The 13,784-nt window shown below is 72.3% G+C and carries 11 protein-coding genes and 1 tRNA gene; 7 read left to right on the top strand and 5 right to left on the bottom strand.

What is annotated here, in order from left to right; translation table 11 throughout:
• Nucleotides 1-4: 4 nt before the first annotated feature.
• The gene (locus MXD64_RS04990) at nucleotides 5-295 is read right to left on the bottom strand and encodes a hypothetical protein (protein ID WP_017886051.1); all 291 of its coding nucleotides are present in this window, start codon (nucleotides 293-295) and stop codon (nucleotides 5-7) included.
• A 144-nt stretch (nucleotides 296-439) separates the two neighbouring features.
• Here MXD64_RS04990 and MXD64_RS04985 point away from each other — a divergent pair, with 144 nt between their 5' ends.
• From MXD64_RS04985 to MXD64_RS04960, 6 genes are all read left to right on the top strand, one after another.
• Nucleotides 440-889, top strand: a complete 450-nt coding sequence (locus MXD64_RS04985; protein WP_263137202.1) for a MarR family winged helix-turn-helix transcriptional regulator — start codon at nucleotides 440-442, stop codon at nucleotides 887-889.
• A complete protein-coding gene (locus MXD64_RS04980) occupies nucleotides 886-2,127 on the top strand; it encodes an MFS transporter (RefSeq protein WP_056071466.1) in 1,242 nt (413 codons plus the stop codon). Before MXD64_RS04985 ends, MXD64_RS04980 begins: the two co-directional genes overlap by 4 nt.
• Before the next feature lie 756 nt (nucleotides 2,128-2,883).
• On the top strand, nucleotides 2,884-3,522 hold the full coding sequence (orn, locus tag MXD64_RS04975; RefSeq protein ID WP_017886054.1) for an oligoribonuclease: 639 nt from the start codon (nucleotides 2,884-2,886) through the stop codon (nucleotides 3,520-3,522).
• 75 nt (nucleotides 3,523-3,597) lie between these two features.
• Nucleotides 3,598-3,673 (top strand) — tRNA-His (locus MXD64_RS04970).
• 108 nt (nucleotides 3,674-3,781) lie between these two features.
• The gene (locus MXD64_RS04965) at nucleotides 3,782-5,956 is read left to right on the top strand and encodes an acyltransferase family protein (protein ID WP_263137201.1); all 2,175 of its coding nucleotides are present in this window, start codon (nucleotides 3,782-3,784) and stop codon (nucleotides 5,954-5,956) included.
• Nucleotides 5,956-6,300: a metallopeptidase family protein gene (locus MXD64_RS04960; RefSeq protein ID WP_017886056.1), complete on the top strand. Its 345-nt coding sequence runs from the start codon at nucleotides 5,956-5,958 to the stop codon at nucleotides 6,298-6,300. The genes MXD64_RS04965 and MXD64_RS04960 overlap by 1 nt, the downstream gene beginning before the upstream one ends.
• Nucleotides 6,301-6,352: 52 nt before the next feature.
• On the opposite strand, the gene MXD64_RS04955 is transcribed toward MXD64_RS04960, so the two are convergent.
• Nucleotides 6,353-7,621 (bottom strand): acyl-CoA dehydrogenase family protein, encoded by a 1,269-nt coding sequence (locus tag MXD64_RS04955; RefSeq protein ID WP_262118495.1) that lies wholly within the window; start codon nucleotides 7,619-7,621, stop codon nucleotides 6,353-6,355.
• Entirely contained in the window at nucleotides 7,618-9,039 is a 1,422-nt protein-coding gene (locus MXD64_RS04950) for an LLM class flavin-dependent oxidoreductase (RefSeq protein ID WP_262118494.1), read from the bottom strand. Before MXD64_RS04950 ends, MXD64_RS04955 begins: the two co-directional genes overlap by 4 nt.
• 102 nt (nucleotides 9,040-9,141) lie before the next feature.
• On the opposite strand from MXD64_RS04950, the gene MXD64_RS04945 reads away from it, so the two are divergent.
• Nucleotides 9,142-10,536, top strand: coding sequence for an MFS transporter (locus tag MXD64_RS04945; RefSeq protein WP_262118493.1), 1,395 nt, complete (start codon nucleotides 9,142-9,144; stop codon nucleotides 10,534-10,536).
• A gap of 69 nt (nucleotides 10,537-10,605) precedes the next feature.
• Here MXD64_RS04945 and MXD64_RS04940 read toward each other — a convergent pair whose 3' ends face one another.
• Together MXD64_RS04940 and MXD64_RS04935 are read right to left on the bottom strand one after the other, a co-directional pair.
• Entirely contained in the window at nucleotides 10,606-11,244 is a 639-nt protein-coding gene (locus tag MXD64_RS04940; RefSeq protein ID WP_214519965.1) for an ATP-binding protein, read from the bottom strand.
• A complete protein-coding gene (locus MXD64_RS04935; RefSeq protein WP_263137200.1) occupies nucleotides 11,237-13,768 on the bottom strand; it encodes an ATP-binding cassette domain-containing protein in 2,532 nt (843 codons plus the stop codon). The genes MXD64_RS04940 and MXD64_RS04935 overlap by 8 nt, the downstream gene beginning before the upstream one ends.
• Nucleotides 13,769-13,784 lie beyond the last annotated feature (16 nt).

The following is a 13,784-nucleotide window of genomic DNA, read 5'->3' as shown; positions in this document are numbered from 1 at the left end:
GGTTCTACTCCCGGTCGAACTCACCGCTGCGGTCGCCGCGGTCCTGCAGGTCGTCCACGGGGTCGGACTCGCTCGGCTCGTAGGTGAACTCGACCGAGATCTGGTCGAGCACCTGGCGGGACTTGGTGGCGCGGTAGGTGAAGGCCGTCTGCAGGCCCTCGACGTCGGCGAACACCGTGACCTCGTCGTCCAGCGCGTCGCTCGTGGCGGTGCGGGTGTCGGTCGTGCCGTCGAAGGGGCCGCCGTGGAAGATCGCGGTGTACTCGTCGCCTTCGTGGATGGTGATGTCGCTCATGCATCCCTTCTACCAGGCGGCGGCTGGCGCAGTCTGTTCAGCCCGTGCTTGCGCGGCGGGCCTCGCCGGTTGCGCTCCGGTCGCCGCCGTTGTGCTCCGGTCGCCGCCGTTGCGGAATGCATAGCATCACTATATGGTTCCGCTATGGAAACACCGCGCGAGCAGACGATCGAGACCCTCTTCGTCTCCGTCAACCGCCTGATCCGCCGCGCCGTCCAGTCGACGGGCAACACGTCCTCCACCGCCGTCTGGCGCACACTCGGCATCCTCGAGACCGACGAGCCCCTGCGGCTCGGCGAGCTGGCCACCGCGTCGCGCGTGGCGCAGCCCACGATGACCCGGCTCGTCGCTGGCATGCTCGCCGACGGTCTGGTCAGCCGCAGCGTCGACCCCGGCGACTCCCGCGGGCAGCTCGTCGAACTCACCGACGCCGGGCGCGACCGGCTCGCGGCCTGGCGTTCCACCCTCACCAGCACGGTCGGCCCGTTGTTCGCCGACCTGACCGACGACGACTGGGACGTCCTGCACCACGCGGCGGACCTGATCGCCCAGCGCACCCGGACAACCCCCAACGGAACGGAGATCCCCGCGTGAACGCCCACGCACCCGCCGGCCGGTCCGGCTCCATCCTCAAGCAGTCGTCCGCGGTCTGGGCGATCGCCTTCGCCTGCGTCGTCGCGTTCATGGGCATCGGCCTCGTCGACCCGATCCTCCCCGCGATCGCCGCGTCCCTGAAGGCGACCCCGGCGCAGACCGAGCTGCTCTTCACGAGCTACCTCGCCGTCACCGGCGTCGCGATGTTCTTCACGAGCTGGGTCTCGAGCCGCATCGGCGCGAAGCGCACCCTGCTCATCGGACTCGCCCTGATCGTGGTCTTCTCGGTCCTCGCCGCGACGTCGAACAGCGTGTGGAGCATCATCGACTTCCGCGCCGGGTGGGGTCTCGGCAACGCGCTCTTCATCTCCACCGCGCTCGCGACCATCGTCGGGGCAGCGTCGGGCGGCACCGCCTCGGCGATCATCCTGTACGAGGCAGCGCTCGGCCTCGGCATCGCCGTCGGCCCTCTCGTCGGAGGCCTGCTCGGCTCGGTGAGCTGGCGCGGCCCGTTCTTCGGCGTGACCACCTTGATGGCCGTCGCGTTCATCGCCATCGTCGCCCTGCTCAAGACCGGCAGTCTCGAGAAGCCCACACCCACCAAGCTCTCCGCACCGTTCCGCGCTCTCGGTCGTCCCGCGCTCGCCGCACTCGCCGCGACCGCGCTGTTCTACAACATCGGCTTCTTCGTCCTGCTGGCGTACACGCCGTTCCCGCTCGGCTTCGGCGCGCTCGGCATCGGGTTCACGTTCTTCGGCTGGGGTGTCGGCCTCGCCATCACGTCGGTGTGGGTCGCCCCGATGCTCACCGCCCGGCTCCGCAGGACGACCGTGCTGAAGATCGCGCTGCCCTTGCTCGCACTCGACCTGTTCGCCGCCGCGCTCGTCGTCCGGTCGCAGGTGGGCCTGATCATCTGCGTCGTCATCGGCGGCCTCGTGCTCGGTGTCCTGAACACCGTGTTGACCGAGTGCGTCATGGAGGCCACCGACCTCCCCCGCTCGGTCGCCTCGAGCGCCTACTCCGCCGTCCGCTTCATCGGCGGCGCCATCGCCCCGCCCGTCGCGACCCTGCTCGCCGACGAGTACTCCCCCTCGGCGGCGTACGTCTTCGCGGGTGCGTCCGTCGCGGTCGCCTTCGTCGTGATCCTCTGCACCACCAAGGTCCTGCGCCGCGTCGACGACGGTGCCGAGCCCGAGCGCGTCGAGGCCGAGGCGATCACCGCCGGCGAGATGGTCTAGGGGCGGGGCGGGTCCACCGCCACGCGGACGCTCCCCGCTCGCCCCGATTCTCCCGCCTGCCCCGCTTCGCCCGCTTCTCCGCGAGCGGGCGAAATGCCCGGGTGTCCCCCGTGGGCACTCCGGCATTTCGCCCGTTCGTGCATCTGCGTGCCCGCTCCCCCGTACACCCGTGCACTCACTCCCCTCTCCACCTGAGCGGGCGAAATGCCCGGGTTCGCCCGCAGGGCGACCCGGGCATTTCGCCCACTCGCGGAGGACTCGAGCGGCCGGCGGGAACGCCGCGGCAGGCGGGGTGGAACGAACCGCCTGGAGGCGCGACGCAGCCCGCCGGGGTCACCACGGGCCTCCAGGCGGTCGCCGGCAGTGCTGTCGGCTCGCGTCGCGGCCGAGCGGGCGGAACATCCGGGTGCGTCCGCCCAGTGGGCCCGGCATTTCGCCCGCTCGCGGTGGGGACGCAAGTCCGAGCGGGAACGCCGCGGCAGACGGGTGGAACGAGCTGACTGGAGGCGCGGGGCGGCCTGCCGGGGTCGTGACGGTCCTCCAGCCGGTCGCGTGCACCGCCTGCGCTTCGTGTCCCGGACGAGCGGGCGAAACACCCGGGTGCGTCCGGAGGGCGACCCGGGCATTTCGCCCGTTCGCGGATCCGACCCACGGAACGGGCCGACGGGATGACGGGCACGGGCACGGGCACGCACGCCCCCCCCCCCGCCCGCGGCCCGTACGGGAGGCACGCAGGGCGGGAATAGGATCGAGGACATGGCAACCGCGAATGACCGCCTCGTCTGGATCGACTGCGAGATGACCGGCCTCGACCTCGAGGTCGACGAACTCGTCGAGGTGGCCGTGGTCATCACCGACTTCGACCTCGAGCCCGTGCACCCCGGGTTCGACATCGTCATCAAGCCGGACCAGTCGGCGCTCGACAACATGAACGAGTTCGTGACGAACATGCACGTCACCTCGGGCCTCATCGAGGAGATCCCGAACGGCGTGAGCCTGGCGGACGCCGAGTACCAGGTGCTCGAGTACATCCTCGAGCACGTCCCCGCCGAGGGCTCCGCGCCCCTGGCCGGCAACACGATCGGCACCGACCGGGCGTTCCTGTCGAAGTACATGCCGCGCGTCGACGGACACCTGCACTACCGCAGCGTCGACGTGTCCAGCATCAAGGAACTCTGCCGCCGCTGGTTCCCGCGCGTGTACTTCAACGCGCCGGAGAAGCACGGTGGGCACCGTGCCCTCGCGGACATCCTCGAGTCGATCCGCGAGCTCGAGTACTACCGCCGCGCCGGCTTCGTCGCCGAGCCCGGCCCGAGCACCGACGACGTGCGCGCCGTGCAGGCCGACGTCGTGGCGAAGTGGGAGTCGCGGCTGGCGCAGCCCACGGCCGAGTAGCGACACGGGTGGTCCGCACCCCGTCCGGCATGTACTACTATTGAGTGGTCGCGCCGGTCCGCCGGTTCGAACATGGTGGATATAGCTCAGTTGGTAGAGCGCCTGGTTGTGGTCTAGGAGGTCGCGGGTTCGAGACCCGTTATTCACCCCAATGCTGAAGAACAGACGAAGGCCCCGGTCCGTTGGACCGGGGCCTTCGTCGTTCCGCGAACACCTTCGGGTCTTGTGTAAAATATGTACTTCTGTATATTGTAGATCAGTGCAGACCCGAGCCTTCCGACCAGACATCCAGGGCCTCCGTGGGATCGCCGTCGCCATGGTCGTCCTCGACCATGCGTTCCGTTGGCCGAGCGGTGGGTTCCTCGGCGTCGACGTCTTCTTCGTGATCTCCGGGTTCGTCATCACCGCAGGGCTGCTGCGTGAACACGGGCGGACCGGACGGATCCGCCTCCGGGCCTTCGCCGCCCGCCGCGTGCGCAGGCTCGCGCCGGCATCCCTCCTCGTGATCCTCGTGACCACGGCTGCGGCCTGGGTCCTCCTGCCGACGAGCAGGTTCGCTTCGGTCGCCGCCGATGCCGTCGCCTCCGTGCTCGCCGGGCAGAACTGGCGGTTGGCAGCAGCGGGCACCGACTACTTCGCGGCGACGGCAGCCGCCTCACCGTTCCAGCACTTCTGGTCCCTCGCGGTCGAGGAACAGTTCTACCTGGTGCTCCCGGTCCTCCTGCTGCTCCTGCTCGGGCGTCGCGCACGCCGAGACGATCGAACCGTCGGGCGCTCGGCACGTGCAACCGTCGTGATCGGCGGCCTCACGGTGTGCTCTCTCGCGTGGGCCTTCGTCGCTGCTGCGGTCGACCCTGCCTCCGCGTACTTCTCGACGGCGACGCGTGCATGGGAGCTCGGCGTGGGTGTCCTCGCCGCGATCGCTGTGCACCGTGCCCGGTCGGTCCGCCCGTGGGTCGCGGAGTGCATGGTCGTCATCGGACTCGGCGCGATCGCCGCGTCCGTCCTGCTCGGGCGGGAGACCTTCGGCATGCCGGCACCGCTCGCACTCGTCCCGACGCTCGGCACCGCGCTCATCCTGGTCGCCGGAGCCGGAGCCGGAACCGGAACCGGAACCGAAGCCGGAACCGGCGCCAGCTCCCGCTCCAGCTCTGGACCAGCACCCACCCGCACGGCCTGGGCAGCGGCACCGCTGCGCTGGCGTCCCCTCGTCGGACTCGGGACGGTGAGCTACTCGCTCTACCTCTGGCACTGGCCGTTCATCGTCCTGCTGCCCCTCTTCACATCGCTCCCCGTCGGCATCGCGGTCGTCCTCGCACTGCTGACGTCGATCGCGAGCTACGCAACGGTGGAGACCGCCTTCCGGCACCGCGGCCTCCGCGCCACGCTGCAGGAACACCGTCTGCGGCTGCAGGTCGGCGCGCTGGCCGCGCTGACCGTGCTCACCCTCGTCACCGTCTCGGGAACCGCCGAGCGGCTCCGCCCGCTCCCACCGGTTCCCGCTGCCGCGCCCGCCGCCGGGGACGACACCGACCTCGCCGCCGACGACTCGTTCGCGGCGCTGCAAGCCCGCGCCGACGCCATCGCAGCAGGGCTGGGCGCGCGATCGTGGCCGGACGACCTGACTCCGAGTGCCGAGGCGATCAGCGCCCCTGACTACGCAGACTCCCTGACGAAGACCTCGAGTTGGGCGCCCACCCTCGGGTGCTCGGTGATCGGTGCCGATTGGCGCGCGGACTCGTGCACATGGGGCGCCGCTTCGGGGACGTCCGTGATGCTCACTGGCGACTCCACCGGTGCGTTCTCGGCGCCGGGGTGGAGAGCGCTCGCAGAAGACCCCGACGCCGATGTGCAGGTCCGGAACGGCGCACAGATCGGCTGCCCCTTCTCCACGACGGCGCTCACCTCGGACGTCGACACCTGCGCCGCCCACAACGCGGAGGTGCTCGCCGAGCTCGAACGGACGACCCCGGACGTCCTGGTCGTGACGAACCGGTTCTGGGACAAGGAAGACCCGAGCCTCGAAGGGATCACGCGAGAGTCCTACGAATCCGGCGTCAAGGGGATCATCGAGGCTGCCCGACCGCACGTCGGCCGCGTCGTCGTCGTACCCGCCACCCCGCCGGGGTACGCGCCGACCGGCTGTGTCGCCGGCACCCGGGGGCCACAGGACTGCCGAGAAGGCGATGCGACAGCCCGCGCCCAGATGCGTTCCCTGACCACCCTGCTCGACGACGTCGACGAGACCACGGTGCTCGACACGACCCCCCTCTGGTGCTCGTTCGGTACCTGCCCGCTGCTCATCGGGAACGTCCTCACCCGCTTCGATCCGGTCCACGTCACACCGGAGGCTTCACAGGCATCGGCGCCGGCGCTGCTCGACCTGCTCCGGAAGGAGGACATCCTGCCGGGTGTGCGACCATCGACCCCGTGATGGAGATGTCCGCCGAGGCCTTCGAGCAACTCGTGACCGACGAACTCGACCTGCTCCCCGACGAGATGGTCGACGGGCTCGACAACGTGGTGTTCGTCGTCGAGGACGAACCGGAGAACGGCGAAGAGCTCTTCGGTGTCTACGACGGCATCGCAGCCACCGAGCGCGGGCAGTACGGCTTCGGCGAGCTGCCCGACCGCATCGTGGTGTTCCGGAAGCAGCACCTGGCCGAGTGCGACACCGTCGAGGAGCTCAAGGACGAGGTGCACACCACCCTCGTGCACGAGATCGGGCACTTCTACGGCATCGACGACGAGCGGCTGCACGAGCTCGGCTGGGCGTAGCGGCCAGCGACGCGCCCGCGCACCGCACCCGCACCGCACCCGCACCCGCGCCTCAGAACCGCGTCGGCCCCACCTCGTGGTACTTCTCCCACGCCCCCACCGGCCCCCGCCCGTGCAGCGCGTACTCCCCCACGAGCCGCTCCTTGTAGACAGCTGGGTTGTGCGACGCCACCACCCGCGCGTTCCGCCAGTGCCGGTCGAGCGCACGCGTCCGGTCGGCCGCCGACGCCCCGCCGACCTCGAACAGCTCGGACGCCGACCGCAGCACCCGCGGCCCGATCTCGACCTGCGCCTGGTACACGGCGTTCTCGGCCGCGTCGAGCAGCACGCGGTCGACACCGGCCCCGGGTTCGTTCGTCGCGACGACCCCGTCGAGCAGCCCGGCGGCGGCGGCGACGAGCGACCGGGCGGTGAACGCGCCGGCCGACAGTCGCCCGAGCACCGCGAGCACCTGCGGGTCCTGGCCCGGCACGGCTGCGTTGGCGTGGATGTACGTGCGGGTCCGTGGTCGCACGAAGGCCACGGCGTCGTCGGACACCGCCTGCCCGATCCCGGCGAGGACCGCCAGCAGGTACAGCTGGTAGAAGGCCTGGATGTGCGACAGCGGAGCGTCCCGGTACGCGGACACCACCGACGGGTCGACCGACACCCCGTCAAACACGGTCGTGCCGGACGCTGTCAGCCGCTGCCCGAACCCGTCCCAGTCGTCGATGCTCGTCACGCCCGGCGCGGAGGCGTCGACGGCGAACGTCACGCGCTCCCCGTCGCGGTCCGCCGCCAGGTAGATCCAGTCCGCGTAGAGCGTGCCGGTCGAGTAGTACTTCGTGCCGTCGAGTCGCACCGCCCCGGGCCCGGACGGCGTCACGGTCGTCGAGATGTCGGCCAGCGTCGTCCCGGTCCGCTCCGAGGTCGCGTTCCCGATGATCGCGCCGCCGACGATGCGCTGGAGCCACTCGTCGCGCGACGCGGAGTGCGGCCGCAACAGCACCAGTTCGGTGTACCCGAAGTGTCCCCGCCACAGGTGCGCGATGTTCGAGTCCGCCGCCGCCAGGTCCGCCACCAGGTGCGCGAGTTCCACCAGCGTCACGCCGAACCCACCGCGGTCCTCCGGCACGCGCAACCGCCCGAACCCCGCGTCGGCGAGCGCCCGGACCTCGGCGTGCGGCAGCGGCCGGTCGCCCGGCGTCCCGGACGCCAGCTCACGCTCGACCGCGCCGTCGCGGATCGTCGCGAACACGGGCGCGAAGCGTTCGCGCAGGGTCGCCAGACGGTCGGCCGGGAGGCCCGGCGTGCGCCCGTCGGTCGTCGTCGCGTCCGTCATGCGGGCACCTCCACCGCACGGGCTGCGTCCGCGACGCCGCTCGCGCCACCGGAGAACGCCCCGCGCCACTGCCGGGCCGGGTGCGAGTCCGGTAGCTGCGCGTGGCCGAAGAGCTTCTCGCGCAGGGTGCCCTCGCGGTACTCGGACTGCATCAACCCGCGCTCCTGCAGGGTCGGTGTGATGTGGTCGACGAACTCCTCGTAGGAGCCGGGCAGCGTCCAGTTGATGACGTTCACGCCGTCGACGCCCACCCGCTGCCAGTCGGCGAGCTCGTCGGCGATCTGCTCCGGCGTCCCGACGACCCGGGCGCGGAGCTTGGCGGACAGGCGGGCCAGGTCGGCGATGGTCGGCTCGCGGTCCCCGGCGGCCTCGCGGAGCCACTGCAGGTGCGACTGCCCGGCGTGGGTGCGGACCTCGGACAGCGGGGTGTCGGGGTCGAGGGGCTCGCCGGTGTCCGCGTCGAAGCCGAGGTTCGAGTGCACCAGGAACCCGTCGGCGGCCAGGTACTCGTCGATCTCCGCTTCCTTGGCCTTCGCCTCGGCCTCGGTCGAGCCGGTGACGAAGGTCAGGCCGAGGAAGAACGCGATGTCGTCGCGCCGCCGGCCGGCGGCCGCGGCCAGGTCGCGGGTCTCCCGGATGAGCTGTTCGGTGGCGTCACGGTTCGAGGTCAGGATGAACTGGGCCTCGGCGTTCCGGGCCGCGAAGGCTCGGCCGGCGGGCGAGGACCCCGCCTGGAACAGCACCGGCGTCCGCTGCGGTGACGGTGCCGACAGGTGCGGACCCTGCACGTCGTAGCGGGCGCCGTGGTGGTCGATGCGGTGCACCCTGTCGGGGTCGGCGTAGCCGCGGACGGGGTCCTTCAGGACGGCGCCGTCGTCCCAGGATCCCTCCCAGAGCTTCGCGCAGACCTCGAGGTACTCCTCGGCCCAGACGTAGCGCTCGTCGTGCTCCTCGAGCCGGTCGGCGCCGAAGTTCCGGGCGGCGCTGTCGAGGGCGCTCGTGACGACGTTCCAGCCGATGCGACCCCGGGTGATGTGGTCGAGCGTGGAGACCTTGCGGGCGAAGTCGAACGGATGCGCCTGGATGACGCTCGAGGTGAACGCCAACCCGAGGTGCTCGGTCGACACGGCGAGCGCGGAGAGCAGCACCGAGGGATCGTTCGAGGGGATCTGCAGCCCCTCGCGCAGGTTGGTCGAGTAGTCACCGCGACCCGGGCCGTAGGTGCCGACGACGTCGGCGAAGAACACCGCGTCGAACTTGCCGCGCTCGAGGGTCCTCGCCAGGTCGGTCCACAGCGTCACGTCGTCGAAGTCGGCCTGCCGAGCATCGGGGTGCCGCCACAGGCCGTGCTGGATGTGCGACGTCGTGTTCATGACGAAGGCCGCGAAGCGCAGCGGGCGGTTCGGTGCATCGCTCATGCGACCCATCGTGGTCGGCGGGCACCGCCCGCCGACAGCGACGTGACCTCACGTTACGCGTGGTGTTCCCCGGCGCAGTGGACGCGACCATGCTCCTGAGGCATGCCGAGCCAGACCACCGTCACCGCGCCTCCCGGCCGTCCCGCCGCACCGTCGACCAGCGCGACCCGTCGTCGGGTCGCGCTCGCGTCGTTCATCGGGACGACCGTCGAGTACTACGACTTCTACCTCTACGCGACGGCCTCGGCGCTGGTGTTCGCACCGACGTTCTTCCCGTCCGTCACGCCCGCGGTCGGGGTGATCGCGTCGTTCGCGACCTACGGCGTCGGGTTCGTGGCGCGGCCGCTCGGCGGGGTGGTCGCCGGGCACCTGGGCGACCGGATCGGGCGGAAGAAGCTGCTCGTCGCATCGCTGGTGCTGATGGGCATCGCGTCCACGCTGATCGGGGTGATCCCGTCCGCCGCGACCATCGGGGTCGGCGCCGTCGTGGCGCTCGTGTTCCTGCGGCTGCTGCAGGGTGTCGCGGCCGGAGCGGAGTGGGGCGGCTCGGCGCTGCTGTCCGTCGAGCACGCGCCCGAACGGCACCGCGGGCTGTTCGGGGCGTTCACGCAGATGGGCTCGGCCGGTGGGATGCTCCTGGCGACCGGGGTCTTCACGCTCGTGCGGTCGCTGCTCGGCACCGAGGCGTTCCTGGCCTGGGGCTGGCGGCTGCCGTTCCTGTTCTCCGCCGTGATCGTCGCGGTCGGGCTCATCATCCGGCTCGGCGTGCAGGACGCCCCGGTGTTCCAGGAGCTGCGTGCCTCGGGTGGGGTCGAACGGTTCCCGGTGTGGCAGGCGATCCGGCAGCACCCGCGGTCGATCCTGGTGACGGCGGGCCTGCGACTCGTACAACCGGCGCTGTACTCGATCCTGACGACGTACTCACTGACCTACCTCGGCAACGTGCGGGGGCCGTCGGGCTCGGACGCGGGGCTGCAGGCCGTGCTCGTGATCTCGGCGGTGTCGCTCGTGTCGACGCCGTTCTGGGGGTGGCTGTCCGACCGGGTCGGGCGGCGGGTGCTCACGATCTGGTCGGCTGTGGGCATCGCGGTGCTCATCTGGCCGTTCTTCGCGTTCCTCGACGCCGGGCCCCTCGTGCTGCTGCCGCTCGTGGCGCTGATCGGGATGTGCGTGTTCCACGACAGCATCTACGGCCCGCAGGCGGCGTGGTTCGCGGAGCAGTTCCCGACCGGGCGGCGGTACTCGGGGATGTCGCTCGGCTACCAGATCGGGTCGATCTTCTCGGTGGGGCTGACGCCGCTGCTGGCCGCGGTGTTCGTGCAGTTGGGCGGTGGCTCGCCGTGGATCCTGTGCGGGTACCTCGGGGTGTACGCGGTGCTGACGATCGTGGCGGCGGTGTTCGCGGTGGATCCGCGCGCGGTGGCGCGGCGGGAGGGCGGCGCGGGCGCGGGGGCGGGGGCGCGGGCGGGCGCGGGCGCGGGCCGAGTCTCGGCTTGACGGACAGTTCTCGCCTTCCGTAGCCCGAGAACTGTCCGAGGACGCGTGACTCGCGGCCGCCGCAGGGCGCTACGTCCGCAGGACCACGTCGGCCAGGGCGGCCGGGTCCTCGGCGGCGATGAAGGCCTGCTCCTGCGCGGCCCAGCGGTCCCACTCGCGTGCGAAGACCTCGCCGTCGCGTCCGATCGCCCGGTCCCAGCGCACGGCGTCGTCGGCCTCGAGCCACACACGCAGCGACGCCAGCGGTGCCGACGCCCGCGACAACGCCCCGCAGCCCTCCACCACGATCGGCAGGTCGGGGTCCACCGACGTCCACTCCGCGGGTCCGTCAGCGTCCCAGTCCCACCGTCGGTAGCCGCTCGGCGCTCCGAGCACGTCGGTCACCAGGGCGTCCGAAGCCGCTCGCAGGCCGTCCCAGCCCGGGTAGAGGTCGTCCAGGTGCACGAGCTGCGCTCCGAGCTGTTCCGCGACCTGCGCGCCGAGGGTCGTCTTGCCCGTGCCGGACCGGCCGTCGATGAGCACGACGGCACGGTGGCCCGTGGCGGCGGCGACACCGGCGGCAGCAGCAGCGAGGCCCGGGGCGAGGTCCCCCGCGGTCGCGCCGGTCGTGCCGGCCCCGCCCGTCGTGCCGGTCGTGCCGGTCGTGCCGGCCCCGCCCGTCGTGCCGGTCCCGCCGGTCGTGCCCGTGGCACGTTCCGCGTCAGGCACGCCAGGTCCCCGTGCTCACCGCGACGGCGATCGACACCGCGCCGATGCCGACCAGCACCGCCACCGTCGCCCACTCCGGCCCGGCGAACCGCGCGACCCGCGCCCAGGTCCGCCGTCCGGGAGCGCCGAACCCGCGTGACTCCATCGCCACCGCCAGGGTCGTCGCCCGGCGCAGCGCGAGCACGAGCAGCGCGAACGCCATGGTCGCTCCGCGGCGCAGCCTCCCGGAGTCCGCCAGTCCCCGGGCACGCCGGGCCATCGCGAGCTGTCGCCAGTCGTCGACGAGCAGCGTCATCATCCGGACGGCGGCGAGGGCCCCGAGCACGAAACGCGCGGGCAGCCGCAGCACCTGCGCGAGCCCGTCCGCCAGGTCGGTCGGGTCGACCCGCACGAAGAGCGCGATGGCTGGCACCCCCACCGCGAGGACCCGGAGCGCGGTCGCCAGCGCGAGCGTCAGCGATCCGTCGGTGATGTGCGCGAACCCGAGGTCGAACCACTCCCGACCCGAGGGTCTGCCGTACAGCGCGATGCTCACCGCCGTCAGCGGCACCGCGACCAGCACCGGTGCGAGTCGGAGGAGCAGGGTCCGGACCGGCAGGCGCAGGAGCGGCAGGAGCGCGAGTTCGAGCGCCAGGGCGACGGCGGCCGAGACGACGTCGAGGCTCAGCACCAGGCAGACACCGAGTGCGAGCACGCCGATCAGGGAGGCGACGGGCTGGACGCCGGGGATGCCGGTCGCGCGCGCGGCCAGCGGTCGTCGCGTGGGGTCCGACGCGTCGGTCGCGCCGGTCCGGTCCGTGTCGGCGGTCCGGTGCGTCCCGGCGGTCCGGTCTGGAGGCCCGGGGCGGTTCCCGGCTGTCGGTCCCGTCTCCGGGATGGCCGCGTCCGACGGCCCCTGGTCGCGCCCGACAGATCGCGCGCCGTCCGGCCCGAGGACGACCTCGTCGGCGTCGAGTGCCCGGACGAGGTCGCGGTCGTGGGTGACCGCCACCACCGCGGTACCGGCGTCCGCGAGTGCTCCGAGGCGCCCCACGACGGCCTGCCACGTGGCACGGTCCTGCCCGGAGGTCGGTTCGTCGAGCACGACGACCGGCGGACGGGCCGCGATGGCCGAGGCGATCGCGAGTCGTCGCTGCTCGCCGCCGGACAGGGTGAACGGGTTGGCGTCGGCCAGGTGTGCGAGCCCGAACTCGTCGAGCAGCGCGGAGGCTCGTTCGGCGGCATCGGGCGCACCGAGCACGCGGGGGCCGGCTTCGACCTCCTCGCGCACGGAACGGGCGACGAACTGGTGCTCCGGGTCCTGGAACACCGTGCCGATCCGGGCCGCGAGTTCGCGGCTCGTCCAGGTGTGGGGCGTCGTGCCGATGCCGTCGGCCAGGAGGTCCGTGGCGTGGAGCTCACCGGCTGACGGCGGGAGCAAGCCCGCGAGGGTCAGACCGAGCGTCGACTTGCCGACGCCGTTCGGTCCGGTGACGGCGAGGACCTGCCCGGCTCGGAGCCCGAGGTCGATGCCGTTCCCGACCGGCTGCTTCCCCCGTGCCGTGCCGAGTCCCCGCGTCTCAAGCAGCACCGTGGTCCCCGCGCCGTGCTCCCCCGCGCCGCCCCCCGCGCCGAGCGCCCCTTCGCCGAGCGGGCGGAATGCCGCAGTCACCCCGCCGGGCGACCCGGGTATTTCGCCCGCTCGTCCCGCCGCACGCTGCCCTCGCGCAGAACCGCGCTCCGGCTCGGCACCGGGCACCCAGACCCCGGCCGCGGTGAGCGCCTCGCCGTGGGTCGCCAGCACCTGCGCCGGCGGACCGTCCGCGACGACGCCGCCCGCCGGTTCGAGCAGCACGAGCCGGTCGACCAGGTCGAGCCAGGTGCCGATCCGGTGCTCCACCACGAGCAGGGTTGCCCCGGTGTCGTCGAGCAGTGCCCGGACGGCGTCGTGCACCTGCGCCACACCCTCGGGGTCGAGGTTGGCGCAGGGCTCGTCGAGCACGAGCGCACCGGGCCGCATCGCGAGCACGCCGGCGAGCGCCAACCGCTGCCGCTGCCCGCCGGACAACTGCGCGGTGGAGCGGTCGAGCGGCAGGTCGAGGCCGACGACGTCGAGCGCGGACCGCACCCGGTCCCAGGTCTCTTCGCGGGGGACACCGGCGTTCTCGCAGCCGAAGGCCACGTCGTCGCCGACGCGGGACATCACGGTGTGCGCCTCGGGGTCCTGCATGACGAGGCCGACACGCCCGCGGACCGCGCGGGGGTCGGACTCGTCGACCAGGAGTGTCCCCTGCACCGACGCCGCGGTGGCGTCGGTGGCGTCGGGTTCGTCGGGCAGCACGCCGGCGACGGCTCGCAGGAGCGTCGACTTGCCGGCCCCGGACGGTCCGACGACGGCCACGCGCTCCCCCGGCTCGACGACCAGGTCGACTCCGCGGACGGCCCAGGCGTCCCGTTCCGCGTACCGCCAGCCCCAGCCACGGAACACGATGCGCGCCCCGCGGACGCCGACACCGGCATCGCCACCGGCAGAGGTGGGCGTCACGGACGGAGCGGGCACG

Source organism: Curtobacterium sp. Arg-1, from assembly GCF_025643395.1.
Lineage (GTDB): Bacteria > Actinomycetota > Actinomycetes > Actinomycetales > Microbacteriaceae > Curtobacterium > Curtobacterium poinsettiae.
Note: the sequence above shows the minus strand (reverse complement) of the source record. Positions and strands in the feature narration are given on the sequence as shown.